The following is a 25,741-nucleotide window of genomic DNA, read 5'->3' as shown; positions in this document are numbered from 1 at the left end:
GTTTAATGTAAACGTGACTCTACATACTAACCCCTCGCTGTGATGTAACATCATCATTAGCTCTGGCTCGCTTTGCTCTTCTTAAGTGGATCTGGTACTTCCGCTCAGCCGCCTCCAATACATAAATAGCATAATCAATTTCATCCTGCCCCTGTGCATCTTCAAACTGTCTCATAGCCCGTTCCCATTCCTGCTTAGCCATCTGAATATCTGCATAGATCTGATCCGCCTCAAGTTCCTTCAACATTCTGTTGTGTTTCTCTACCGAGTTCCGTGTATTTCGCCACAAAAACATAATCTCTCCCCCTCCTGATCAGCACAGCATATTCTCATACTTATCAGGGAAAGGACAAACTTAGAACTCGGGCATTCATTTTCTCCATAAAAAAAAGAGAGCCCTAAGGCTCTCTTTGCATATCGAAACTTATTTAGCATCCGAAGTTTCCAAGGAAATCCGCTGCGTAATACAAATTGATCACACTAACGCATCTCCCTGCGCCCTTCCAACGCTTTGGAAAGGGTCACTTCATCCGCATACTCAAGATCGCCACCTACAGGCAATCCATGCGCAATACGAGTCACACTGATCTCAAACGGACGCACCAAGCGGGAGATGTACATCGCTGTAGCCTCACCCTCAATGTTGGGGTTCGTTGCCAAGATGATCTCTTTTATACGTTCATCACTTAATCGAACCAGGAGTTCCTTCAAACGAATATCGTCTGGGCCAATTCCCTCCATAGGTGAAATCGCGCCCTGTAACACATGATAGTACCCATCGAATTCCTTGGTGCGCTCCATGGCCACCAGATCTTTCGAATCCTGAACTACACAGATTACAGAGACATCCCTGGACTTATCCTGACAGATGCGACACGGGTCCGTATCTGTGATATTACAACATACAGAACAATAATGAAGATTACGCTTCACACTTACGAGCGCTTTGGCAAAATCGATAACGTCATCTTCCTTCATGTTAAGCACATGAAAAGCTAAACGCGCTGCCGTCTTGGGACCCACACCCGGCAACCGGGTGAAGGCATCAATCAGCTTGGCTATTGGTTCGGGATAATACAATCGATTTTGTCTCCTTTGACAGGATCAATTTTTTAATTAAAATAATCCCGGAATATTCATGCCGCCTGTGAACTTGCCCATATCCTTGTTGGCAATCTCATCGGCTTTGGCCATTGCATCGTTAACAGCTGTCATAACGAGATCCTGCAACATTTCAACATCTTCCGGATCTACCGCTTCAGGTTTGATCGTGATAGCAAGCAATTTCTTGTGTCCGTTAACTTCAGCCGTCACTACACCGCCACCAGAAGTACCTTGGACTGTTTTGTCCGCCAGTTCCTCTTGTGCTTTCAGCATTTGCTCCTGCATTTTCTTCACTTGTTTCATCATTTGGTTCATGTTATTCATAATTGTTCATCTCCTTTGTTATGGTTATCGCGCTATGCGCATTATTCTTTGATCACTACAAGGTCCTCACCAAAGAGCTGGATGGCTTCATCAATCCAAGGCTGTTTGTTGCCTGAACCGCCGTCTTCATGCTCAGGTTCAAGCTTAAAGTCCTCCTTTGGCGCTTCAGAAGCTCCCTCCATTGCTCCGGTCCAATCTTTGAGCATCATCGTCACCAATCGTGCAGGACGACCAAGCTGTTCGGACAACACCCGCTCAATGACTTCACGGTTAGTCTGCTTCTCCGTTGTTTCACGGTGAATGTTGTTTTTAAAAGCAACCAAAACATTGTCTTCAAGCAATGATACCGGCTCACCATCCACAAACCAGGCGTGAACGGTAACCCTTTCTTCCTTCACTCGTTGCAGGATCTGACTCCATTTTTTGCTGATATCTGCGAACTCAGGGGCTCCCTTGCGCGCAACATACTGATCCAACTGTGCAGGAAGCTTCGCAGGCGGGTTGCCTCTCGATACAGGAGCTCTTGTTGCCGGACGCGATGGAGCGCTCGATGCACCTTCTCCACCAGACAACCCACTTTTTAGTGCACGATCCAACTTCTTCTCCAACTCAGCAAGCTGCTGCTTCAAGCGGTTGATCTCTCCCCCATCAGCAGGTGCTGCATGAGCTGAAGCTCCCACCTGAACAGAAGCCTCACCTTGAGCTGGAATACTACACAGTTTAAGCAATGCAACTTCAAATAATGTCTGTGGTTGTACTGCATATTTCATTTCACTCTGGTACCGATTAAGGGTGTCGATCATGTGGAATAGTTGTTCCTTGGTGAATGACTCCGCCATATCACGGAAAGACTCCGGATTAAGTACCCGGTCCGTCAATTTGTCTGCATCAGGTACCATCTTAATCATAAGCAAATCACGGAAATAATACAGTAAATTCTCCATGCACTTGTCTGCACTCTTTCCTTCATGCATGAAACCTTCAATCATCTGCAAAATATGACCAACATCACCTTTGAGCAGCGAAGCAGCCAATTTGGCAAATTGCTCTGAAGCAATTCCACCCGTCATGTCCATAACCTGCTGGTACGTTACTCGTCCATCCGTAAATGAAGAGATCTGATCCAGCACACTAAGCGCATCCCTCATTCCACCGTCCGATAAACGGGCAATGTATTGGAGCGCATCCTGGTCAGCTTCCATACCTTCCTGTTCACAGATCAGTGTAAGTCTTGCTGTCTGTTCTTCCAGGGATACCCGGCGAAAATCAAATCGCTGACAGCGCGATATAATAGTAGCCGGAAGGCGGTGCGGTTCCGTTGTTGCCAAAATAAACATCACATGTGGTGGTGGCTCTTCCAATGTTTTGAGCAAAGCATTGAATGCCTCCGTTGTCAGCATGTGCACTTCATCAATAATATAGACTTTCTGCCGGACTTCGGTTGGCGCATATTTAACCTTTTCCCGAAGATCACGGATTTCTTCAACGCCCCGATTGGATGCAGCATCAATCTCTTGCACATCCATCACAGCGCCAGTCGTAATTCTGCGGCAAGCTTCACACTCGTTACAAGGTTCAGGCGCAGGCCCACGTTCGCAGTTCACAGCTTTGGCCAAAATCTTGGCGGCACTTGTCTTTCCCGTTCCTCTGGGCCCGCTAAATAAGTAGGCATGGGAAGTCCGCTGTTCACGAATCGCGTTCTGCAAGGTCTGAATAATATGCTGTTGCCCCACCATATCTTGAAACGACTGGGGACGCCAAGCCCGGTATAACGCGATATGCTCCATGATGCGTTACCTTCCTTCCACTTCGCATTCGAGTCCTTTGTCGTTCCCCTATTATACTATATTCTAGGGTGAATCCAAACTTTATCTGACTCATTCATGCGTGGTTTATTAAGACATATCAAAAAGACCTCTGCATACATACAACTGCAAAGGTCTCTACATTTAAAAGGTAAGCCGTGCACCTGCTATCGATATTTGCGATCCAAGTGGCACCCCTGAACAATAGCTCGGGCTAGGCAACCCTCCGGCACAAGAGTGATCTCACTTATGGCTGCTTCCTTCCGGACCTGACCAGGTTCATGAGTACTCATTGCGGAGGACCCAACCGTCAACACCACGTTTAGGGACCAAACCTCACATCGGCAAAACCTCTAGCAGGAATTCAACCTCGCTATAGCGGATTGCGAGTTACAGGGCACCGCTACCTCCCCATCTAGCACGGTAAGAAATAGTATAACGTAAGGTTATCCAAATTGCAACCAGAGGAACGTGAATGCGACTATGCTTACATATAACATATAAAAACCCCTGCCAGATCAGCAGGGGTGTGTTGGATGCAATTAGCAGACAACTCCAAGAATTGTCCAATTAGATTCCGTATTTCTTTTTGAAACGATCAACACGGCCGCCAGCATCGATAAACTTCTGTTTACCTGTGAAGAACGGGTGGCACGCGGAGCAAATCTCTACACGAAGTCCGTCTTTAACCGAACCTGTCTCAAAAGTATTCCCGCAAGCGCAAGATACTTGACCAATCGTGTAATTAGGATGAATTGCTTCTTTCATTACCTTTCACCTCTTTCCGCCCTGAGCCTCAAGCGGACCCAGAGTAAATGGCACAACCCTGAGATTATAACACGACCTTGTGCCTGTTGCAATCCATTATTGTTAAGAGGTAATCAACCGTTTTGGACGTGCCATTCCAGCTGGCGGAACATGGGTATACGATCCGATCACAACATCAGGCAACTCGTCTTCAAAAATCTCAATCATCTGCTTCATGCCCAAGATATCACCTTGAGCTGGAGGAATTAATTCCAGATAGCTCTCTGGATCAATATTGAGATTACGCATCTGAATCAAGCGTAGATCGGTTCTTCTCGCAAACTCAATCATCGCCTCAATCTCTTCTTCACGATCTGTTACGCCTGGGAAGATCAGATAGTTAATGGACGTGTATACACCCTGCTGCGCTGCGTATTTCATCGATTTCTCAACATTGGCTAAGGTATAACCACGTGGTTTATAGTAGGCGTTATAGTGGTCATCCAGTGCACTAATTGTACTTACGCGCATCAGATCCAATCCAGCATCTACAATACCTCTAATGTGATCATTCAGACCGGCATTGGTATTAATGTTGATATACCCCATGTCCGTTACGGAACGCACTTCGCGAATCGCTTCAATAATCAGCTTAGCCTGCGTGGAAGGCTCCCCTTCACAACCTTGTCCAAAACTAATGATGGACTCCGGCGTCTTCAGGTGTTCCAGCATAACCTCCACAATCTCATCCACACGTGGTCGGAAGTTCATACGTGTCTGCGGGGAAACAAAGCCGCTATCATCCGGTTGCTCGGAGATACACCCGAAACAGCCCGCATTGCAAGAATAAGATACCGGCACTCCACCTTCCCAACGATTCAGGAACGTGTTTGATGAAGTTAGACATTCATATCCAAGCGCACAGTTGGATAGATGGGTGTAGAGACGGTTCTCGGGGTATTGCTCCGTCAATCGTTTGACCCCGGAACGCACATCGTCACGATCACAGTTGAGTGGATTCCATTTTTCAGGACTATCCGACTTCGAAGCGGTGACATAGAAACCGCCATCTTTCCAGACTACTGCGGAATAGCCGAATAACGGCAATTTATACTCTTTATCCGTCTTCACATATCCAGGGAGACACAAACGAGTGAATCCCTGTGGAAGCAAAGCACCTACAGCCTGTGTGTCCGTTGGCATTGGCAGCATCTCACCTGTGTCCGGGTCCATACCAATGGGCCGGGTGCTTGGGAGTCCAACCAACGTTGCACCCTCTGGCAAAGGGATGAGTTCATCTTCCATAATCTCAACGATCATATCTCCACTGCGGGCAAGCCCGTACAGGGAAGGATGATCAAATACATTACCTTTTTCATCTGCGTATACTAAATACATGATGTTCTCCTCACATCTAATGGGTTAAACCTAACGACGAGTGTATTGTAACATTTACAGCAATGCTGCAAAAGAAAGTGATTAGTCAAACGACGCTTACGTCGATGTACCTGACGTTGCTGTCTGTCTAGGTGAGCGACGGGTTGTTGTTGTACCCGAATTGCTTGTCGGGCTATTACCAGCCGAATCAAATGCCGCTAAAAACTCTGCATTTGTCTTACTGTTACGAAGTTTTTTCAGGAATCCTTCAACAAAGTCATGGGAATCATTCATGTTTTTACGAATCGCCCAGATTGTATCCAACTCTTCCTTGCTGAGCAACACTTCTTCACGACGTGTACCCGAACGACGAATGTCGATCGCCGGGAATATGCGGCGCTCTGCCAGACGACGGTCCAGATGCAGCTCCATATTACCTGTACCCTTAAACTCTTCATAAATGACGTCATCCATACGTGATCCGGTATCAATTAATGCCGTTGCTAGGATGGTCAAGCTTCCGCCTTCTTCCACATTCCGGGCAGAACCGAAGAAACGCTTCGGACGATGGAACGCAGCTGGATCAATACCACCACTAAGTGTACGACCGGATGGTGGAATAACCAGGTTATATGCACGGGCAAGACGCGTAATGCTATCCAGCAGGATAACAACATCTTTTTTGGCCTCAACCAGACGAAGCGCACGCTCAAGCACCAATTCCGCCACCTTGATATGATTCTCAGGCAGTTCATCAAATGTCGAAGCCACAACTTCCCCTTTTACCGAACGCGACATATCCGTTACTTCCTCTGGACGTTCATCAATCAACAGGACAAACAGTTCAATTTCAGGATTGTTAGTTGAGATGCTGTTGGCAATTTCTTTGAGGAGAAGCGTTTTACCCGCTTTGGGAGGTGCTACGATCAATCCGCGCTGTCCCAATCCTACCGGGGCGAGCACATCCATAATTCGTGTGGACAAATGGTTGGGGGATGTTTCGAGAACCAGTTTTTTCTGCGGATACAGTGGGGTTAATGCCGGGAAGTGAAGTCGCTCTGCAGCCGCCGATGGATTCTCACCATTTACAGCGTTGACTTGCAACAAACCGAAGTATCTCTCGTTTTCCTTAGGCGTTCTACACTTACCTGATACGAGGTCACCTGTTCTTAGGTCAAACTTGCGAATCTGAGAAGCTGAGATGTAGATGTCTTCCGTACTTGGCAAGTAGTTGATAGGTCTTAAGAATCCGTAACCTTCAGGTAAAATCTCGAGTACGCCTTGCATGAACATCAGGCCGCTCTGTTCAGCTTGTGCACGTAGTATAGCAAAGATTAATTCTTTCTTTTTTAACGTACCATAGTAAGGTATCTGATATTTTTTGGCCAGTTTGTAGAGGTCCGTTAGTTTCATTTCTTCCAAATCGGAAATTTGTAGATCCATATAATAACCACCTATTCAATTAATAAGTCCGTGTGAAATGGATAGTTTCGCTAGACGTTCCGGCTATAGAGCGCAGCATCTGCCACAATCTCTTCTGTCCATTGTACGGAATGTAACCGTTATAATGCAAATACTTGTCTTTGAGTGTAAGTTTCCGGGTGGGATGGCCAACATTCGGCAAGATCCGCTATTGAGTGAACGATGCATTGAGGCGATCAATCCGGATAGACCGGCTATGGAGCGCAGTTCAAACAAAACCGGGGTTTGGGGATGAGAAATGATGTTCTTACAGCCATATGAAGTTTATTTCAAAAAAAGACCCTCCGGTAAAGGAAACAGAAACATTTCGTCTTATGCCGGAGAGACTGAGAACTCTATTAAAACAGGTTTACCTAATCATCAAAAAGATATGCAGTTCAGTTAAAATAAACATGTGTAGGACTGAATCATGCATAATGCTTCCTATTAATCAGTTTCCCGCCATACATCTGCACCGAGCAGGCGCAGATTAGTCACCAGATGATCATAACCGCGGTCGATATACTCGACCCCCGTTACTTCAGTCACACCTTCACTGACGGTGAGACCTGCAATCACCAGCGCTGCTCCAGCGCGAAGATCGGATGCTTTTACTTTGGCCGCGTTTAATGCACTGCCTTCAATAATCGCTGACCGTCCTTCTACTCGAATCTTTGCACCCATCCGCACTAACTCAGGCACATGCTTGAATCGATTACTGTATACAAAGTCGCTCAGGACGCTCACACCGGTTGCCTGTGTCAAAACACTGGTCATGGGTGACTGTAGATCCGTTGGGAAACCAGGATATACAAGTGCTTTCACGTCCACATGGTTATAGCTTGGTTTACCAATGACACGTATACTTTCATCCAATTCCTCAATGCCAACACCCATTTCCAGCAGCTTTGCCGTTAAAGCTTCCAGATGTTTGGGAATCACATTGTCAATCAGAACATCTCCGCGCGTTGCCGCTGCAGCGATCATATACGTACCTGCTTGGATACGGTCCGGAATGATAGAATGACGGCAGCCTTTAAGCTCCGAGACCCCTTCAATACGGATCGTTTCGGTACCTGCACCCTTGATGCTGGCACCCATGGAATTCAGAAGTGTTGCTACATCTATAATCTCAGGCTCTTTAGCCGCGTTTTCGATAATTGTAGAGCCTTTGGCACGAGTAGCCGCCAGCATGATATTAATGGTTGCGCCGACACTGCTTACATCAAGATAGATTTTTGCTCCCCGCAGCTCTTTGGCATGCAAATGGATGGAGCCATGTTCGTTTGTTACGGTTGCGCCAAGCGCTTCAAACCCTTTGATATGTTGATCAATTGGACGAGGCTCAAAATTACAGCCCCCTGGTAAACCTATGGTCGCTTCTTTGAAACGCCCTAGCAATGCACCCATCATATAATACGAAGCACGAAGCTTCTTCACGGGACCATTCGGCATAGGAATGGATTTGATGTCAGAAGGGTCAATCTTCATCTGACTGCCTTCCCAAGTCACATGTGCTCCGAGTTCCTCCAAAATTTCTGCATAAACCGCCACGTCACTCAAAAGCGGCAGGTTGTCCAACACGACTTCTGACTCGGCAAGCAATGCTGCAGGAATAAGCGCAATGGCGCTGTTCTTGGCGCCGCTTATAGTTACAGTTCCCTGTAACGGACGTCCGCCACTAATCATCAATTTTTCCATAAAGCTTAATGTCCCCCTACGTGTTTTGCAGCCGATGAACGGCAATACGTGCTGTTGGCTTCCGATGTAGAAATAAGGTGTGAAAATGGAAAGACACCGGCTAGGCGGTGTTTTTCCATTTCACAGTATGGAACTGGTAAGGATAAATTACGCTTTGTTGTTAGAACCAAACTCGCGGATTTTACCTTTAACGGTTTCTTTAATTGCTTCACGGCCTGGTACGATGAATGTACGTGGATCGTAAGCGTCTGGTTTAGCTGCAAGCACTTCACGAACCACTCTTGCAAAAGCAATTTGGTTCTCTGTGTTTACGTTGATTTTGGACGTACCCAGGGAAATGGCTTTGTCGATGTCGTGTTTAGGAATACCTGTACCACCGTGCAATACGAGTGGAACTTGTACCGCGTCACGAACTTCTTCCATTTCTTTGAAGCCCAAGTTAGGCTCGCCATGGTAAGGACCGTGTACGGAACCAAGAGCTGGTGCCAATGTATCGATACCTGTTTCTTTAACGATACGGATACACTCGTTCAGGTCAGCGTACATGATACCGCCGATAACGTCGTCTTCTTGTCCGCCTACAGTACCTACTTCAGCTTCTACAGAAACGCCTTTAGCGTGTGCATATTCAACAACTTTTTTAGTCATTTCGATGTTCTCATCGATAGAGTGGTGGGAACCGTCGATCATTACGGATGTGAATCCAGCGTCGATCGCTTCTTTACACTTGTCGAAGCTTGAACCGTGGTCCAGGTGAATTGCAACTGGAACAGTGATTTTCATGTCGTGAATGAGTCCTTCTACCATTTTAACTACAGTGTAGAAGCCACCAATGTGACGTGCTGCGCCTTCGGATACACCCAAGATTACTGGGGATTTCTCTTCTTCAGCAGCACCAAGAATCGCTTGAGTCCACTCAAGGTTATTGATGTTGTATTGACCAACTGCATATTTTCCTTCAAGTGCTTTGTTCAACATGTCTGTCATAGATACTAATGGCATGGTTTCAATCCTCCTAGGGGTTTGGGTTGTGTCTATGGTTTTTAGCCGAAATCACATACGGGCTTATTATACCACATCCCATGTCAAATACTAAACAAGCATTTGCAAAAATGCTGTGCTTTGCAGCACAGTTTTCATAGACACCGCTTTCTAACTTCCCCATTTCCAATATTCCCCGGATGAAGGAGTGAAATACCTCATTTTCCCACCAAGTACCTTCTATGTTCTCCACACGCAAAAAAAATCCTGTATCAACAGGATTCAGCTGCATTTATTGGCGGTACCGTTGCGAAGTTGCATATTCACAGCCACTCGCATCTCGTCGATATCAAACGGTTTCGTAAAGTGCATGAGCGCTCCGAGATCCGTGGCTTCCTTAATCATGTCCAGTTCACCATAAGCAGTCATCATGATCACCTTGATACCCGGATCAATTTCTTTAATATGCTTCAAGATTTCCAGACCGTCCATCCCAGGAATCTTCATATCGAGCAATACCAGGTCAGGCTTGTCATTATTCACAATCTCCAGAGCAACCTTGCCGTTGGGTGCTTGAAACGTGTTATACCCCTCACTGCTGAACACTTCCATTAACAGGATTCGAATACCATTCTGGTCATCAACAATCAAAACTTTTTTATCTTCCACTCTGTAACCTCCTAGAATTAGGAAAGCATGCACATCTTCGAATCTGGATAACTATCCCATAGTCGTCATGATAAGTATTCTACCTCTTCCATTAAAATCCTGCTACCTTCACAAAATGACAAAAAAGCATTCCCACCTGCTCTTTACGCAAAAAAAGGATGTTCCGGCATCCGCTATGGTTGCCAGGAACATCCCCAATATCTATTACGTTAAAACAATAAAACCATGTATTACTTCTGCGCATTCTCCAGAGAAGCTTTTACAAACTCACGGAACAATGGTTGCGGACGGTTCGGACGGGAAGTGAATTCCGGATGGAATTGTACCGCCAGGAACCATGGGTGTCCTGGAAGTTCCACAATCTCAACCAGACGTCCATCCGGGGATGTACCCGAGATAACCAGTCCTGCTTTTTCGATCGTTTCACGGTATTCATTGTTGAACTCATACCGGTGACGGTGTCTCTCATACACCAGCTCGTCATCATAACAAGCCATCGCCAAAGAACCTTCTTGAAGCTTACAAGGATACAGACCCAGACGCATCGTGCCACCCAGATTTTCGATATCTTTTTGCTCAGGCAACAGATCGATCACCGGGAATTCCGTAGCCGGATTAATCTCGGAACTGTTCGCACCATTCAAACCAACGATGGAACGTGCATACTCAATAACGGAAACCTGCATACCCAAGCAAATACCGAAGAACGGAATTTGTTTCTCACGAGCATAACGGATTGCCGATACTTTACCTTCAATACCACGATCTCCGAATCCACCAGGGACGAGGATACCCCCAATACCATGTAACAGGTCGCCTACATTCTCATCCGTAATATCTTCAGAAGGAACCCAGCGGATTTTTACATCAGCATTGGATGCAAATCCTGCATGAGACAACGACTCAACAACACTCAGATATGCATCGTGCAACGCTACATATTTACCAACAATAGCGATCTCAACTGTATGCTCCAACTTGTTGATCCGGTCAACCAGCCCTTCCCACTCGCTCATATCCGGTGCAGGAGTAGTCAGTTTCAGGTGATTTACCACGATCTCATCCAAGCCTTCTTCACGCAGGTTTAGAGGTACTTGATACAACGTGTCTGCATCACGACATTCAACCACAGCATTCTCATCAATGTCGCAGAAGAGAGCGATCTTGGCTTTCATGTCTTTAGACAATTCATACTCCGTACGGCATACAATCACATTCGGTTGAATACCGATGCTGCGTAATTCCTTAACACTATGTTGCGTTGGTTTTGTTTTCACTTCACCAGCTGCTTTGATATAAGGAATAAGTGTTACGTGGATGTACATCACATTGTCGCGACCTACATCACTCTTGATCTGACGGATAGCTTCCAGGAAAGGCAAACTCTCAATGTCGCCCACTGTTCCACCAATTTCCGTAATAACCACATCCGAACCCGCTTCACGTCCAGCGCGGAATACGCGCTCTTTGATCTCGTTCGTAATGTGTGGGATAACTTGTACCGTTCCGCCCAGATATTCCCCGCGCCGCTCTTTGCTGATGACGGAAGAGTATACTTTACCAGTCGTGACGTTGCTGTTTTTGGAGAGATTGATGTCAATAAAACGTTCATAGTGGCCAAGGTCCAGATCCGTTTCCGCGCCATCATCCGTTACAAAAACCTCGCCGTGCTGATAAGGACTCATTGTTCCCGGGTCGATGTTAATATATGGATCAAATTTCTGGATCGTTACCTTAAGCCCTCTGTTTTTCAGCAATCTGCCCAGAGAAGCAGCCGTAATCCCTTTGCCCAGGGAGGACACAACTCCGCCCGTCACGAAAATATACTTTGTCACTGTTATTACCCTCCTAATATAAGTACAGAAATTCAGGCGATATATGGTGTTATCGTAACCTGTTTCCCAGGTAATCATCGTTAAAAAGAGCAATGGCAGAAATTCCCTGCATCTGCGAACTGCTCTTTCTGCGAAGACGGTTTAAATACACGTTGTTCTACAGCAAAAAATGGTGCAAATATTCCGATGGCCTTCATTCCATTTAGTGTTTTTGATATACAAAAACGGGCCACGAAATGTTGGCCGGGAGCATACGGAAAAAATCATTTTGCAAAATTATGCCTCTAAAAATACAAAAAAAAGTACTCCCGCAGGACGGGGCACCTTCTATAAAAAACATAAATATATTGTCGCTCATTCATAAGCCCATGCAATAGTTTACCCGTTACCCCGTCTGCTGTCAAGGCTGACTATTCCGGGGAAACGGGTAAATTATAGACGTCAAAAATGACTACCGATTATCAGAATCGTCGTCAAATTCATCCTCGTTTTCGGACTCTTCTTCGTCTTCTTCGAGGTCTTCATCTTCCAGATCGTCATCTTCAACCAGCACTTCTTCTTCGCTGTCTTCTTCGTCAAAGATGTCGTCTTCTTCTTCCTCTTCTTCGTCTTCTTCTTCGTCTTTATCCGTGCTGTCGAAGTCTTCATCGCTGCTATAGCTGTCTTCTTCTTCACCGAAGTCTTCATCTTCCAGATCATCGTCTTCATCGTTGATGATACGCGGACGCTTCGCACCCGTCATGGAATCTTCTGTTCCAGCTACCGGATACCAGCGCTTCAAGCCCCACAGACTTGTACCGACGCAAGCAAAACGGCCATCGATATTAATCTCGGTATATAGCTGGGCGATAAACTCGTTGATTTCTTCATCAGTCATTCCGCGCTGCTTCGCTACCTCATTCATTAAGTCACGATAGTAATACGGCGTATTAGCCGCCTTCAGCACCATAAAGGCAAGGTCCACCAAAGGGATCTCTCTTACCTTTTCTTTATCAATTTTCAAATTGAGCGAGGTACTCACTGCAGACACTTCCTCTCACACAAAATTCACTTTTTAACCCCTACGAACTGGACTGTTACGTATAACATATCCATTAACAAACCTAAGTAAAACCTATTTAGCGTTAAAAAGCAAGTTTTTATGTACGGATGTGACGCAAATGCGGAGAGCAGCAACAATATGTCCACATATTAAACGTGAAGTGACATCAAACCCACAGGAATATCCTCTTTTGCCAAAGAGACAACTCCATAATAAAAAAGACGGAGTCCCCTCCGCCTTCTGACTGTATACCCTTGGAGGATTACTCCTCACCAGGTTCCCCGCAAGAGCCCTCTAGCTCTCCATCCATCATATGTCCCTGCGCCCGTTTTGACACGAAGAGAATGTGTTTTTGTAAAAAAAGGGCAAGTTCCCCATGCGGCGGGATGAGCGCATTCATAGAATACCTCAGCATGTTCATCCCGAAGGGGGCTGCCCATTATGGACTATACTGGTTTATTGCATCAATTGATTGACGGAATGCGACGCCCTGAACCAGAACAGGGAGGGCGATATTTGATCCGATTTGCCAAACCGCAGCAGTACGAGGCCTGTCTCGTAGAATTGTCTCGAATGCGGAATGAATTCACCGACCTTGGGGCTGTCCGTTCCTCGCGACTGGCTCGTTCCATTATTGCTCCAGTCCAACGCCCGGAGGAACTATACCGCTATGGGGATGAAATTACGATTGAAGCAGACGTTCCCATCTCCCTTCATGCCACCGCACTCCACAGCAAACCAAGCAATGCTCAAGGCATACCCTGGGGAGTGAAGCAGATTCGGGCGCCCAAAGTATGGTCTGTGTCTACCGGACACCAGATTAAAATCGGTGTGATTGATACGGGTGCTGATTATCACCATCCTGATCTTCGCTATTCACTGGCACGTGGAATCAACCTGTTAAACCGCAGCCTGCTTCCTCATGATGATAACGGACACGGCACCCACATTGCAGGGACTATCGCTGCTGCCAACAGTACCGCAGGCATGATTGGTGTAGCTCCACGCTCCCTGATCTATCCGGTGAAAGCATTTGACCACAACGGATCGGCTTATGTATCCGATATTGTACTTGGCATCGACTGGTGTGTGCGCAACAAGGTCGATATCATCAATATGAGCTTTGGCATGAAAACACGTAGCAAGGCGCTTCTTGACGTTGTCAACCGTGCGTATCATGCCGGAATCGTCATTGTTGCTTCGTCAGGAAATGACGGCAAACGCCGCAGTATTGATTACCCTGCACGGTATCCCCAGACCATATCTGTTGGAGCAACCGACAAAAACAGACGTATTGCATCCTTCAGCAATCGTGGCGCATATGTGGATGTCTATGCACCCGGTGATAAAATTGTCTCCTCCTGGGTACAAGGCAAACATCACGAGATGAGCGGTACATCCATGGCGACGTCCCATGTGAGTGGCGCTATCGCCTTGCTGCTCTCCAAACATCCGGGGTTATCCCCTAGTGAAATCAAGACACTCGTCAAACGTGCTACGATCCCGCTACGCGCTCGCAAGACTACCACATCAAAGAGCAAGGTGCGTGGTGGTGAGATTGATGCCCTGAAGCTAATGCAGGAGGGCGGGGAGTGAACCAGTCGGTCAGCCGTCAGCAGAACTTGATTGAGGCTCGTGGCGAAACGCAGTAGCTCGGCCCAGGCAGTACGCACGAGGGAGTATTACGTAGCGACTGAGACCCTAGGTTACGTCCACTGTGATGTCAGAGCAGGCTAGTGTGCCTTGGATGGGTCAGGCATTTCGTTTTCTTCAACTCAGGGTACACAACAAAAAAAAGTCTCCATGTACCACGTTGAAGGCACTCAACGTGGACATGGAGACTTTTTGCCTTAGGCAGAGCGGCGGATAGGCCGCGAGCCTGGAATTTACATTTTGTCAGGAGCGGTTACGCCTACCAGACGAAGCGCTGTTGCGATAACGGTACGTACAGCACCGATCAGTGCCAGACGTGCTTGAGTTTGCTGCGCGTCTTCCGTAATGACACGTTCTGCACGGTAGTAGCTGTGGAACAGGGATGCCAGCTCGTATACATAACGGATGATACGATGAGGCGCATATCCTGTTGCTGCTGCCGAGATTTCCTCAGGCAGCTCTCCCATTTTGCGGAGAAGGTCATACTCGTGCTCTGTTGTCAGCTTGGACAGGTCAATCTGTGCCAGTGGCAGCAGTTCAATACCTTGTTCTTCAGCCTGACGGTATACGCTGCATACACGTGCATGCGCGTATTGTACGTAGAATACCGGATTCTCATTGGATGTCGAAATCGCAAGGTCCATGTCAAAGTCCAGATGGGAGTCCATGCTGCGCATTGTGAAGAAGTAACGGATCGCATCAATGCCGACTTCATCCATCAGGTCTTCCATCGTTACAGCTTTACCTGTACGCTTGGACATCTTCACTTTTTCACCGTTCTGGAATAAGCTCACCATCTGTGCAATCAAGACCACCAGTTTCTCAGGGTCATTACCCAGTGCTTGCATCGCCGCTTTCATCCGTGGAATATATCCATGGTGATCGGCACCCCAGATGTTGATCATCGTGTCGTATCCACGAGCATATTTGTCGCGGTGATAAGCAATATCTGGCGTCAGGTAAGTATACGTGCCATCGTTCTTGATCAATACACGTTCTTTGTCGTCACCGTACTGCATCGTTTTCAACCAAGTTGCTCCGTCTTGCTCATAGATCTCATTGCGGTCACGCAATTCATCAAGCACTCGTAGCACTTCTCCGTTGTCGTACAGGGAAGTTTCGCTGAACCAGATGTCAAAGTTAACACGGAAGCGATTCAAGTCACGTTTGATCTTGTCCAGTTCCTTCTCCAGACCAAAGTCACGGAAATAAGCCGCACGGTCACCCGGATGCATGGACAGCAATTCGTCACCCTTTTCAGCAACAAGCTGCTTGGCGAATCCTTTAATATCTTCACCGTGATAACCGTCTTCAGGCATCTCTGCATCCTGACCCAGCTCTTGCAGATAACGAGCTTCAATGGAACGAGCCAGATTAAACACCTGATTACCTGCATCATTAATGTAGTATTCACGGGTTACATCATATCCTGCGTAGTCAAGGATGTTACATAGTGCATCACCTACAGCTGCTCCACGGGCATGGCCCAGATGCAGGCTGCCTGTCGGGTTGGCACTAACAAACTCCATCTCGACTTTACGTCCTTCTCCGATGTTAATTCTTCCGTAATCTTTACCCTGCTCCTGCACAAGCGCAAGTACTGGATAAAGGTAACTCTTGTCCAATTTGAAGTTAATGAACCCTGGGCCCGCAATCTCAGCCTTCTCGATTCCGGCTTCAGCCAGATTCAGATTGGCAATGATCTCTTCAGCAATCTGACGCGGATTGCGCTTGGCAATCTTGGTCAGCTGCATGGCAGCATTGGTCGCCAAGTCTCCGTGTGTCTTCTCACGCGGCACTTCCAATGTGATAGCTGGCAATTCTTCCTGCGTAACAATTCCGGCAGCCACAATGGCGTTACCGATGGCCGTGCTTACCCGTTCGTTAATCGTATCTAGTGGATTACGTGTCATGAAATTGGTTCCTCCTGTATATGCAAACTAATCGCGAAATGTCCGGATTCTTCATCAAAGCGGTAAAAGTCGTAGCTCCACGCTGCGCGTGCGCTCAATCCCTGAATGGAAAGCTCCAGCTTCTGTGTATGCGTGGACAGGGCAAACGACATGTATGGTGATCGGTAGAAACCAGGAAGCTTCCGATTCAATTCAAAAGTCTGCTCCGATTCCACCTCACCATGACGTATAATCTTGATGGATTGTCCGCCCAGCTTCAATGTTGTACGGGTTGTACCTCCCTCAGGTCCAACCTGCGGTTCTTCATAACGAACATAAAGAACAGACCCTTTTAACACGGCTTCACCCTGCATTTCCTGCAGCACATCTTCACCTTCATAACGGCTGTGCAGCCGGATGTGTACCGGTCGCATGTTCGACATGAATGTTAACCTCCATTATATTCGAGGCGACGCAAAATCAGGCACGGCTGGTGAGAACAGCCCTTCCCGTATTGTTGTGTCGCTATACGCGCTCATATTCCCGGATAGCTCGCTATCCTACACTCTACTGTATAACTATATCCAGTTCCCTCGCTCAATTCAAATCCAAATTCAGAGTTTTTTCCTCATCAAGCCAAAAAAGAAGAGCCGCACCTGTAAAGTGCAACTCCCTTTTGCTTCATTATAATAAGATTCGTTCATCCGATCAGGCCCATTGCGATTCATAAGGAAAAGGACATGTCGACTCACTCAGCTTCGCTCGCACCTGTACGAGACAACCACAATGCCGACAAGTTGTGCCATATTGCAATCCCGGACAAGCAGAGCAGATGGATAGCCGACGTTCATATTCCTCATCCTGTACCGTCGGACGCGAACGCGAGGCAATCTCCACAAGTCTGGCCATTTTGGCATCGCTAATCTTCACATCGTACTGATCATTACAGCCCTTGCAAGGTTCCTGCCTTTTCATTCATTAACCCTCTACAGCGAGCACCCCAACCGATGCTGGTGGAAGGACAAAGCGCAGTGTGTTATTCTCCAGTGTGATTCCATCCCACGCCACAGGCTGAACATGATTCGGCTGTTCAAAGGTATTAAATGCACCAAAATCAGTATGGTGCAGAATCTGCCCGGTTACTTTAGCCACTTGAGCTGCGTCCAGCTGACACAAAACTTCCAACTCATCCGTGTGACTCAGATTACAAGCTGTCACATGAATGACCCCATCCTTGTTGCGGGAAGCTGATAAGCTGAGCTGCGGAATGGTCCCTTCTCCGAATGTGTATCCTGGGCTATCATAATTCAATTCCAGTCGTTGTGCATCCATATGAACCTGATACATATCAAATACATGATACGTAGGGGTCAGGAGCATTTTGTCCCCTTCCGTGAGCACAAGCGATTGAAGCACATTGACGATCTGCGCAAGATTTGCCATGTGTACCCGTTTATTATGTTGGTTGAAAATATTCAGGTTAACACCTGCAAGCACAGCGTCCCGCATCGTATTCTGTTGATACAGAAACCCTGGATTGGTTCCCGGCTCAACGTTATACCACGTGCCCCATTCATCCACAATAATGCCGACTCTGCCCTCTGGATCATATTTGTCCATAATCTCGGAGTGCTTCACCAGTAATTCATCCATATGGAGCGTCTTTTTCAAGGTAGTGAACCATTCAGCCTCGCCAAATCCTGTAGCTGCGCCTTTATCATTCCACTCTCCTGTAGGGATGGTGTAATAATGAAGACTGATTCCATCCATAAAGCGAGCAGCTTCCCGCATCAGGACTTCCATCCATTCATAGTTACCTTCGTTCGGTCCACAAGCGATTTTATAAATCTCGTTCCCGGAATAGTTACGTACATATGTAGCATACCGGCGATATTCATCCGCATAATATTCAGGACGCATATTTCCGCCGCATCCCCAGTTCTCATTTCCCACGCCAAAATACTTCATTTTCCACGGTTCTTCCCTACCGTTACTCTTACGCCAGTTCGCCATCGGGGATTCGCCGTCAAACGTGATGTACTCCACCCATTCCTGCATCTCCTGAACTGTACCACTACCCAGATTGCCACTAATATATGGCTCCGTGCCGAGCAGTTCACATAATCTCAAGAATTCATGTGTACCAAAGTGGTTGTTCTCTTCCACACCGCCCCAGTGTGTATTGATCATACGAGCACGCTCACTCTTCGGACCTACACCATCTTTCCAGTGATATTCATCGGCAAAACAACCGCCTGGCCAGCGAAGTACTGGAATATTAAGCTTCTGCAAGGCTGTCAATACATCATTTCGAATCCCATCTGTATTCGGAATGGGTGAATCTTCTCCTACCCACAGCCCCTCATAAATACAACGTCCCAAGTGTTCGGAAAAGTGACCATATATATTGCGATTTATTAATCCTTGATCTGAATCCGCCTTTAGAATAACATCAACCATGATTTCAACCCCCATAAATTGTATTGTTATCGCTTACAATAACTCGTTTTCGAGTAGGTTTCAACCGTTTTTATTTCTACACAAACAAGCCTCTTCCTGTGTAATTGATTAGGAAAAGGCCTGTTTGTTATAGATATTCATGCAGAGGCATACCAAATTGATTTTTATTCATTTCTAATTTGGATTTGCTCCATTGTTATTTCAGAATAACAGGCTACTTAATCCTGCTCTGAAGGCAACAACATTTTTTGTGTCCACGTCGTTCCACCATCCGTAGTCTGATAGATCGCAGGAGAGTTATCACTTGTGACTACGAGCCAACCCGTCTTGGCCGATGGGAACGAGATACGGGAACTGTATCCCGGATCTTTCAGGTCAATATTTTTCCACGTGGAACCTTTATCATAAGAACGTCCAATACCCACTTTGCCAGCTGCGGGTGAACCTGCAGACAGATACGCCGTCTGATTACCAATCAACGCCATGTTGCCGGGATGACCACCCGGGTTGGCTGGTCCGTTTCCTTTGCCCGTACTGTTTGTACCCGGTGCAGGACCTCCCCCTGCTGTGGATTGCGCAAATACTTGGGTCCAGTTCTTGCCTTGATTACCGCTCGCATAGAGGGAGTACGATTGTTGGGACATGCCTGCATCACCATACAGAAGGGCCCATACTTGCTGGCCATGTGCATACAGATCCCCTCCGCTCCATGTGTCTGAGACAACTCGAAGAGAGGTTGTCCAGTTCTTGCCGCCATCACTCGTTTGCTTCAGATGATATCCCGATCCAGGTACAACCACGACGGCATACCCTTGTTTCTCTGTTGCAAAGGCAGCTGCACGCGTGTTGGCAGGTGTATTCATTTTACTCCAGGTTACCCCGCCATCCTTCGTCTGATATGCACCATTATAGGTGTAACCATAACCTACATCTTTATTGCGAAAATCGATTCGTTTGAATTGAATGCCCGGCGTATCGAGCCGCGTCCAGTGCGATCCCCCATCATGGGTACGGATTAGATAGGTTGCAGGTGAATCCTTCACTCGCGCCAGCGCATATCCGTTCACATTATTCGGAAAATCAAGCTGAGTGAATTGCCACTGCCCGGTATATATGGACTGCCACGTACATCCTGCATTCGAGGTACCGATCAGGAAACCTTCACCCCCAGCTCGTCCAGTCGTATCATTAAGAAAATCAATGTCCGTAAATTGCAGGTGTTGCTCTTCCACACCGCTGCCCTTTTTCAATGTAGCAGATAGTCCATGATCTCCCTTTCCACATGCCTGTGAAGATGCAGCGTTAGCACCTGATAGCGTATGTACCGGACCCATCCCCCAAGCCAGCGTTAACGATAATGCGAGTGCACCAATCCGTTTCCATGTCATTGTACTCTTGGTTGTCATCGTAACACCTCCTTCTATGGTTTTACCCAAATATGATGGTTCTAACGTAACAATCTGATTAACCCTGATGACAATTTTGCAAGAAAAAAACCACCTTTACCCATGAATGGATCATGTAGGCAAGGGTGGTTCATCACCAAACATTGTGTACACTAAATTAAATGGGATACGTCACCACAGCAAGGATAACAAAACTGATACTTAATAAAAGGCATAAACTAAAATATATTTTGTTGTATTTATATTCCCGAATACTATATGCAGCAAAAAGCATGGCCAGATCAGCCACCATCAACGTAAAGTTGAGAAATATCGTCACTGCTAATACAAAATTGATGACAAACACTATAAAAACTGCAGTCAGCCACTTGGGATACATACTCAATTGAGTCCGAATCACACGCATTCACATCCACCTTTCCCTTCCTCTATTTCCATATTATACACAAATATTAAGATAGAGTCATACCAAGGCACGATATCTGCGTTAGAGGAGAGTCTATACTAACACATGAAATAAATGGTAGAGGCAAGGGAACATACGTGCTATAATTAATGTTATGGACTTTTGAATATCGGTGGATGTTTTCCAGACCACGGCGCAGCTTCCCGAAAGGGGGTGACGTCGATGGTCAAACTTGTGGCGTTACTTGATGTAATCCGATTGATTGCTGCGATCCTCAGTATTGTACTGAGTGGGCGAAAGCTTTACCGTTGGTTGCGCAAAAAGTTTCGTAGCAAGCGAAAACCCACCTCATAAGGTCGGAAGCCTGACGGTGGGTTTCGCTTGAATAGCATTATTTAGTTCATGCACGCCGTGGCAATCCACAGCCTTTCGGGTCCTAAGAGTCTTTACCGTTGGCAGCGGTAAAGGCTCTTTTTAGTATATGACCTAACCCGATCACCATATACTTCACGAATGTAATATATCAATTAATATACTACTGAATACTTATGTAGTCAGTATAGCACAGCTCTGTACAAAAGTTAACAATACAAAACGCCCTCCTCTACGCAAAGTTGAACCCGCGCAGACAGAGAGCGTTATACTTATCGATTATTCTGTGATTATTTCACGAATCCAAGCAGCATTTCACGGATCAGCTTCGCAGCTACAATCTGTGTCTGTTGTGTTGGATCATAGATTGGTGCAACTTCAACCAAGTCACAACCAACTACATTTACATCAGATCCTGCGATCATATAAATGGCTTCCAGCAGTTCCTTAGACGTAATGCCGCCCGCTTCTGCTGTACCTGTTCCTGGTGCTGCTGACGGATCAAGCACATCGATGTCGATGGTCACATACACCGGACGGTTGCCCATCTTCGGAAGAGCTTCCTTCATCGGAGCTGCCACTTCAAATGGATAGAAGTTGATGTTCTCGCGACCATACTGGAACTCCTCACGGGAACCGGAACGGATACCGAACTGATAGATATTTTTGCCACCCATCAACTCAGCTGCTTTACGCACTGGTGTGGAGTGGGACAATGGCTCGCCTTCATAGTTTTCACGAAGGTCAGCGTGTGCATCAATATGAATCAGGATAAGATCCGGGTATTTCTTGTACATCTGTTGGATGACTGGCCAAGTAACCAGATGCTCGCCACCGAGACCAACTGGGAATTTGTCGTCAGCGAGCAGACTTCCGATGTATTCATGAATTACCTCAAGGCTGCGTCCCGCGTTACCGAAAGGCAAAAGCAGGTCTCCAGCGTCAAAGTATGTCATGTCTACAATGCTTTTGTCGAGATATGGGCTGTACTCTTCAAGTCCAACCGATGCCTGACGGATATGAGATGGGCCGAAACGGGAACCCGGACGGAAGCTGACGGTGTAATCCATCGGCATGCCATAGATAACCGCTTTGGAGTTCTCATAATCCTCAGAGCTGCAAATAAATACGTTTCCTGAATAAGCTTGATCCAGTTTCATTAATGATTTCCCCTTTTATTTCGTTAAATCTTCCACGAATTTAGGAAGTACAAATGCTGCTTTGTGCAGACGCGGAGAGTAATACTTGGTATCCATCTCCGGGATTTGAGTCTCATCCACTTCAAGTGGGTCATGTTTCTTGCTACCCATGGTGAATGTCCACAAACCACTTGGATAGGTTGGAATATTACAGCCGTACACATGTACGATCGGGAAGATTTCTTTGACGTCTTTGTTCACCTTCTGGATCAGATCCGCCTTGAACCAAGGGTTGTCCGTTTGGGCAACAAAGATTCCGTCTTCTTTCAATGCTTCGTAGATGCCTTGGTAGAACCCACGCTCAAACAATGGCGCAGCCGGGCCTACAGGCTCCGTGGAGTCTACGATGATCACATCGTATTCATTTTTATGTTCAATAATATGCATGTAGCCGTCGTTCACGAGCACTTCAACATTAGGCTCGTCCAACTTGCCGGCGATTTCAGGCAAATATTTTTTGGAGTATTCAATAACTTTACCGTCAATTTCGACGAGAACTGCTTTTTCTACAGCAGCATGTTTAATGACTTCACGAATGACTCCGCCATCGCCGCCACCGACAACCAGAACTTTTTTCGGATTCGGGTGAGTGTTCAACGCAGGGTGTGCCGCCATTTCGTGATATACGAATTCGTCTTTTACAGTCGTCATCACCATGCCATCAAGAAGCAACATGTTACCGAATTCTTCGGTTTCTACCATGGCCAAATCTTGAAAATCCGTTTTCTCTGTAACATAGGTCTGCTTAATCTTCGCGGTGATCCCGAATACCGGGGTCTGTTTCTCCGTAAACCACAATTCCATAATCTCTACCTTCTTTCCGTAAAGTTAATGATCAGCCATACCCGACCAAGTGCTGTGCACTATAATCGGTTCGCCCAAGCACGTCCAGCGTTCGGCGCCATATCGCGTTATCATTGCTGGCCTGCGGGAAAGTCCGCGGTTCACTTCATTATATAGATTAAATTGAGCAGAGCGTCTGACTAATCAATGAATTAATGACCATTCGTCTATTCGTCCTTACGCGCTTTAGTATCTTGTGCCGAATCTTACCTTTTCATTACCCTTTTGCATTATACGCGATTGACGTTTATACTGCAAAACGGTTTTTAAGGCGAAAATGCTACATTTTGTTTGCTTATGCACCCAATTGAATATCCCTGCCAATCAAGTCCCATACTGGAAGAAAAGAGAGGAGCCCGTTCCATGACCAAGCCAAATCAAAAGACCCGCAAACGCGGGTTCCCTGTACGAAAATTCATTAAAAACCTGTCTCTGCTCGCCGTGCTCGCCATACTTGCTACCGCTGCAGGATTGGTCTATCTATACGCAACCAGCCTGCCTCTCGCAGACTCTGATCGGAATTCCAGATTACTGGACAGTCAGGGTGAAGTCATCGCTACCTTCTCCGCAGGTGGCAAAGACTCTGTACCCGTTCAACTGGAGGATATCGCGCCAGATCTGGTCAATGCCACTCTGGCTGTAGAGGATCGCAAATTCTATAATCATTACGGGTTCGACGTGCAAGGGATGGGACGGGCTGTGCTCGTTAACCTCGAACATATGCAGATGTCGCAAGGTGCGAGTACATTGACTCAACAGCTGGCGCGTAACCTGTATCTATCTCATGAGAAAACATGGACTCGCAAAGCCAAGGAAGCCATGTACACGGCACAATTGGAGATGAAATACAGCAAGGATGAAATTTTGCAGATGTATCTGAACGAAATCTATTATGGGCATGGTGCTTACGGAATCGAAGCGGCTTCACGAATGTATTTTGGCAAATCAGCCAAACAGCTGGATCTTGCAGAGAGTGCCATGCTGGCAGGAATCCCGAAAGGACCTACCTACTATTCACCCTATAACCATATGAAGAATGCCAAAGACCGACAGAAGATTGTGCTGAATGCCATGGCTGATATCGGCAAGATCACCCAGGCCGAAGCGGATAAGGCGTATGAGAAAATGCTTTCGTTCAAACCGGAAAGTGAGCGTAAAACGGTGGAAAGCGCTCCGTATTTCCGTGACTATATCCGGAATCTGGCCATCAAAGAGCTGGGAATCAGTGAAGCGATGCTGGATCATGGGGGATTGAATATCTACACCACCCTGGATCTGCGTGTACAAAAAGCAGCTGAAGATGCCATAGCGAAGGGTATGGATGCCAAAAGTGAGCTGGAGACGGCCCTCGTGTCCATCGACCCTCGTACGGGCTACATCAAAGCCATGGTAGGCGGCAAGAATTACCGCACCAATCAGATTAACCATGTACTGGCGACAACACGCCAGCCAGGTTCGGCGTTTAAACCGATTATGTATCTGGCAGCCCTGGAATCCAAGCAGCTCACCAGTGCATCCATATTTAACAGTGAACCTACCCTTTTTCACTATGACAATGACCGCAAAACCTATAAACCCGGCAACTTTGGAGACAAGTATCTGGGTGAGATTGATCTAAGACAGGCGATCGCCGCTTCAGACAATATCTATGCGGTGAACACCATTATGCAGATCGGTCCTGAGCAGGTTGTGAGTATGGCAAAAAACCTCGGCATTACAAGCAACCTGAGCGCCGTACCTTCTCTTGCACTGGGAACGTCACCTGTCAGCCCGCTGGAGATGGCGTCGGCCTTTTCCGTCATTGCTGCTGGTGGACAACGGACGCCACCTGTAGCCATTCTGCAAGTGACGGATGCCGCAGGACGTGTACTCTATGAATCGCCTCAAACCAAGGCTGAGACCGTCGTGGAACCTGCAGCAGCTTATGTCCTGACTCGTTTAATGGAAAGTGTCTTCGAAAATGGAGGAACGGGTAACCGGGTGTCTAAGGCGATCAAACGTCCGGTAGCCGGAAAAACGGGAACAACCAACACGGATGCCTGGCTCGTTGGATTCACACCGGAGCTCTCCACCGCGGTATGGGTTGGGTACGACCAAGGCAAAGCCATCTCAACTTCGGATGGCCGCCGGGCAGCGCCAATCTTTGCCCAGTTCACAGAGCAGGCACTTGCGAGCGTACCACCCAAAATTTTCACCGTGCCTGATCATGTCGTAAGTGTCTATATTGACCCGGAATCCGGCAAGCTGGCAGGCAACGGTTGTGAAGAGAAACGGCTGGAAGTTTTCATTGATGGTACTGAACCGACAGAGGTATGCCATGGCACGACGGATGATTCGGATTCTGGAGAAGATGAGAAGACCCGTCAGGTACAGAATCAACAAGGCATACAGGAAGAGAAACATTCCTGGTGGGGAGATTTCAAACGTTGGTGGGTAGAATGACGCAAATGCGCGATGACTTAGT

The 25,741-nt window shown here is 46.9% G+C and carries 22 protein-coding genes and 1 other RNA gene; 3 read left to right on the top strand and 20 right to left on the bottom strand.

Features of this window, described 5'->3' with window-relative positions:
- Positions 1 to 19 precede the first annotated feature (19 nt).
- From MKY44_RS00655 to rpoE, 13 genes are all read right to left on the bottom strand, one after another.
- Complete coding sequence (locus MKY44_RS00655) at positions 20 to 247, bottom strand: DUF2508 family protein (RefSeq protein WP_051447031.1); 228 nt, start codon at positions 245 to 247, stop codon at positions 20 to 22.
- 233 nt (positions 248 to 480) lie between these two features.
- Complete coding sequence (gene recR, locus MKY44_RS00650) at positions 481 to 1,080, bottom strand: recombination mediator RecR (RefSeq protein ID WP_036607246.1); 600 nt, start codon at positions 1,078 to 1,080, stop codon at positions 481 to 483.
- Between the two features lie 36 nt (positions 1,081 to 1,116).
- On the bottom strand, positions 1,117 to 1,428 hold the full coding sequence (locus MKY44_RS00645; RefSeq protein WP_036607248.1) for a YbaB/EbfC family nucleoid-associated protein: 312 nt from the start codon (positions 1,426 to 1,428) through the stop codon (positions 1,117 to 1,119).
- Between the two features lie 41 nt (positions 1,429 to 1,469).
- The gene (gene dnaX / locus MKY44_RS00640) at positions 1,470 to 3,215 is read right to left on the bottom strand and encodes a DNA polymerase III subunit gamma/tau (RefSeq protein WP_341005710.1); all 1,746 of its coding nucleotides are present in this window, start codon (positions 3,213 to 3,215) and stop codon (positions 1,470 to 1,472) included.
- Positions 3,216 to 3,389: 174 nt separating this feature from the next.
- An RNA gene (ffs, locus tag MKY44_RS00635) (signal recognition particle sRNA large type) lies at positions 3,390 to 3,657 on the bottom strand.
- Between the two features lie 146 nt (positions 3,658 to 3,803).
- On the bottom strand, positions 3,804 to 4,001 hold the full coding sequence (rpmE, locus tag MKY44_RS00630) for a 50S ribosomal protein L31 (protein ID WP_036607255.1): 198 nt from the start codon (positions 3,999 to 4,001) through the stop codon (positions 3,804 to 3,806).
- 102 nt (positions 4,002 to 4,103) lie between these two features.
- On the bottom strand, positions 4,104 to 5,378 hold the full coding sequence (locus tag MKY44_RS00625) for a radical SAM protein (RefSeq protein ID WP_074092949.1): 1,275 nt from the start codon (positions 5,376 to 5,378) through the stop codon (positions 4,104 to 4,106).
- Positions 5,379 to 5,474: 96 nt separating this feature from the next.
- The gene (gene rho, locus MKY44_RS00620) at positions 5,475 to 6,800 is read right to left on the bottom strand and encodes a transcription termination factor Rho (protein ID WP_036607258.1); all 1,326 of its coding nucleotides are present in this window, start codon (positions 6,798 to 6,800) and stop codon (positions 5,475 to 5,477) included.
- Between the two features lie 465 nt (positions 6,801 to 7,265).
- Positions 7,266 to 8,519 (bottom strand): UDP-N-acetylglucosamine 1-carboxyvinyltransferase, encoded by a 1,254-nt coding sequence (locus tag MKY44_RS00615; RefSeq protein WP_036607261.1) that lies wholly within the window; start codon positions 8,517 to 8,519, stop codon positions 7,266 to 7,268.
- 147 nt (positions 8,520 to 8,666) lie between these two features.
- On the bottom strand, positions 8,667 to 9,521 hold the full coding sequence (fba, locus tag MKY44_RS00610) for a class II fructose-1,6-bisphosphate aldolase (RefSeq protein ID WP_036607263.1): 855 nt from the start codon (positions 9,519 to 9,521) through the stop codon (positions 8,667 to 8,669).
- 261 nt (positions 9,522 to 9,782) lie between these two features.
- Positions 9,783 to 10,169 carry a response regulator gene (locus tag MKY44_RS00605; protein ID WP_017691292.1) on the bottom strand — a complete coding sequence of 129 codons (387 nt, stop codon included), beginning with the start codon at positions 10,167 to 10,169 and terminating at the stop codon, positions 9,783 to 9,785.
- 230 nt (positions 10,170 to 10,399) lie between these two features.
- On the bottom strand, positions 10,400 to 12,004 hold the full coding sequence (locus tag MKY44_RS00600; protein ID WP_076217010.1) for a CTP synthase: 1,605 nt from the start codon (positions 12,002 to 12,004) through the stop codon (positions 10,400 to 10,402).
- Between the two features lie 451 nt (positions 12,005 to 12,455).
- Positions 12,456 to 13,025, bottom strand: a complete 570-nt coding sequence (gene rpoE / locus MKY44_RS00595; protein WP_341005709.1) for a DNA-directed RNA polymerase subunit delta — start codon at positions 13,023 to 13,025, stop codon at positions 12,456 to 12,458.
- Between the two features lie 462 nt (positions 13,026 to 13,487).
- Here rpoE and MKY44_RS00590 point away from each other — a divergent pair, with 462 nt between their 5' ends.
- Positions 13,488 to 14,642, top strand: coding sequence for a S8 family peptidase (locus tag MKY44_RS00590; RefSeq protein ID WP_341005708.1), 1,155 nt, complete (start codon positions 13,488 to 13,490; stop codon positions 14,640 to 14,642).
- A gap of 290 nt (positions 14,643 to 14,932) precedes the next feature.
- Here MKY44_RS00590 and argS read toward each other — a convergent pair whose 3' ends face one another.
- From argS to MKY44_RS00565, 5 genes are all read right to left on the bottom strand, one after another.
- The gene (argS, locus tag MKY44_RS00585) at positions 14,933 to 16,612 is read right to left on the bottom strand and encodes an arginine--tRNA ligase (RefSeq protein ID WP_341005707.1); all 1,680 of its coding nucleotides are present in this window, start codon (positions 16,610 to 16,612) and stop codon (positions 14,933 to 14,935) included.
- Positions 16,609 to 17,034, bottom strand: coding sequence for a DUF1934 domain-containing protein (locus MKY44_RS00580; RefSeq protein WP_017691299.1), 426 nt, complete (start codon positions 17,032 to 17,034; stop codon positions 16,609 to 16,611). Before MKY44_RS00580 ends, argS begins: the two co-directional genes overlap by 4 nt.
- Positions 17,035 to 17,299: 265 nt before the next feature.
- Positions 17,300 to 17,566: a DUF6171 family protein gene (locus MKY44_RS00575; RefSeq protein ID WP_036667692.1), complete on the bottom strand. Its 267-nt coding sequence runs from the start codon at positions 17,564 to 17,566 to the stop codon at positions 17,300 to 17,302.
- A 3-nt stretch (positions 17,567 to 17,569) separates the two neighbouring features.
- Entirely contained in the window at positions 17,570 to 19,051 is a 1,482-nt protein-coding gene (locus MKY44_RS00570; protein ID WP_341005706.1) for an alpha-N-arabinofuranosidase, read from the bottom strand.
- Positions 19,052 to 19,269: 218 nt separating this feature from the next.
- Positions 19,270 to 20,457 (bottom strand): WD40/YVTN/BNR-like repeat-containing protein, encoded by a 1,188-nt coding sequence (locus MKY44_RS00565; protein WP_341005705.1) that lies wholly within the window; start codon positions 20,455 to 20,457, stop codon positions 19,270 to 19,272.
- Positions 20,458 to 21,085: 628 nt separating this feature from the next.
- Here MKY44_RS00565 and MKY44_RS00560 point away from each other — a divergent pair.
- Positions 21,086 to 21,217 carry a hypothetical protein gene (locus MKY44_RS00560; RefSeq protein ID WP_341005704.1) on the top strand — a complete coding sequence of 44 codons (132 nt, stop codon included), beginning with the start codon at positions 21,086 to 21,088 and terminating at the stop codon, positions 21,215 to 21,217.
- Positions 21,218 to 21,525: 308 nt separating this feature from the next.
- Here MKY44_RS00560 and speB read toward each other — a convergent pair whose 3' ends face one another.
- Together speB and speE are read right to left on the bottom strand one after the other, a co-directional pair.
- On the bottom strand, positions 21,526 to 22,395 hold the full coding sequence (speB, locus tag MKY44_RS00555; protein WP_341005703.1) for an agmatinase: 870 nt from the start codon (positions 22,393 to 22,395) through the stop codon (positions 21,526 to 21,528).
- A gap of 15 nt (positions 22,396 to 22,410) precedes the next feature.
- Positions 22,411 to 23,238 carry a polyamine aminopropyltransferase gene (gene speE, locus MKY44_RS00550; protein ID WP_017691306.1) on the bottom strand — a complete coding sequence of 276 codons (828 nt, stop codon included), beginning with the start codon at positions 23,236 to 23,238 and terminating at the stop codon, positions 22,411 to 22,413.
- A 402-nt stretch (positions 23,239 to 23,640) separates the two neighbouring features.
- On the opposite strand from speE, the gene MKY44_RS00545 reads away from it, so the two are divergent.
- Positions 23,641 to 25,719 (top strand): transglycosylase domain-containing protein, encoded by a 2,079-nt coding sequence (locus MKY44_RS00545; protein ID WP_341005702.1) that lies wholly within the window; start codon positions 23,641 to 23,643, stop codon positions 25,717 to 25,719.
- Positions 25,720 to 25,741: the final 22 nt, after the last annotated feature.

The sequence above is a fragment of the Paenibacillus sp. FSL R7-0026 genome (assembly GCF_038004485.1).
Classification (GTDB): Bacteria; Bacillota; Bacilli; order Paenibacillales; family Paenibacillaceae; genus Paenibacillus; species Paenibacillus xylanexedens_A.
This window is presented reverse-complemented; position numbering and strand designations above follow the sequence as displayed.

Excerpts from the sequence above, each read along its gene's own strand:
- MKY44_RS00655 (WP_051447031.1), bottom strand. The coding sequence starts at position 247 with ATGTTGAAGGAACTTGAGGCGGATCAGATCTATGCAGATATTCAGATG.
- MKY44_RS00645 (WP_036607248.1), bottom strand. The coding sequence starts at position 1,428 with ATGAATAACATGAACCAAATGATGAAACAAGTGAAGAAAATGCAGGAG.
- dnaX (WP_341005710.1), bottom strand. The coding sequence starts at position 3,215 with ATGGAGCATATCGCGTTATACCGGGCTTGGCGTCCCCAGTCGTTTCAA.
- rpmE (WP_036607255.1), bottom strand. The coding sequence starts at position 4,001 with ATGAAAGAAGCAATTCATCCTAATTACACGATTGGTCAAGTATCTTGC.
- MKY44_RS00625 (WP_074092949.1), bottom strand. The coding sequence starts at position 5,378 with ATGTATTTAGTATACGCAGATGAAAAAGGTAATGTATTTGATCATCCT.
- rho (WP_036607258.1), bottom strand. The coding sequence starts at position 6,800 with ATGGATCTACAAATTTCCGATTTGGAAGAAATGAAACTAACGGACCTC.
- MKY44_RS00615 (WP_036607261.1), bottom strand. The coding sequence starts at position 8,519 with ATGGAAAAATTGATGATTAGTGGCGGACGTCCGTTACAGGGAACTGTA.
- fba (WP_036607263.1), bottom strand. The coding sequence starts at position 9,521 with ATGCCATTAGTATCTATGACAGACATGTTGAACAAAGCACTTGAAGGA.
- MKY44_RS00590 (WP_341005708.1), top strand. The coding sequence starts at position 13,488 with ATGGACTATACTGGTTTATTGCATCAATTGATTGACGGAATGCGACGC.
- argS (WP_341005707.1), bottom strand. The coding sequence starts at position 16,612 with ATGACACGTAATCCACTAGATACGATTAACGAACGGGTAAGCACGGCC.
- MKY44_RS00580 (WP_017691299.1), bottom strand. The coding sequence starts at position 17,034 with ATGTCGAACATGCGACCGGTACACATCCGGCTGCACAGCCGTTATGAA.
- MKY44_RS00575 (WP_036667692.1), bottom strand. The coding sequence starts at position 17,566 with ATGAAAAGGCAGGAACCTTGCAAGGGCTGTAATGATCAGTACGATGTG.
- MKY44_RS00570 (WP_341005706.1), bottom strand. The coding sequence starts at position 19,051 with ATGGTTGATGTTATTCTAAAGGCGGATTCAGATCAAGGATTAATAAAT.
- MKY44_RS00565 (WP_341005705.1), bottom strand. The coding sequence starts at position 20,457 with ATGACAACCAAGAGTACAATGACATGGAAACGGATTGGTGCACTCGCA.
- MKY44_RS00560 (WP_341005704.1), top strand. The coding sequence starts at position 21,086 with ATGGTCAAACTTGTGGCGTTACTTGATGTAATCCGATTGATTGCTGCG.
- speB (WP_341005703.1), bottom strand. The coding sequence starts at position 22,395 with ATGAAACTGGATCAAGCTTATTCAGGAAACGTATTTATTTGCAGCTCT.
- speE (WP_017691306.1), bottom strand. The coding sequence starts at position 23,238 with ATGGAATTGTGGTTTACGGAGAAACAGACCCCGGTATTCGGGATCACC.
- MKY44_RS00545 (WP_341005702.1), top strand. The coding sequence starts at position 23,641 with ATGACCAAGCCAAATCAAAAGACCCGCAAACGCGGGTTCCCTGTACGA.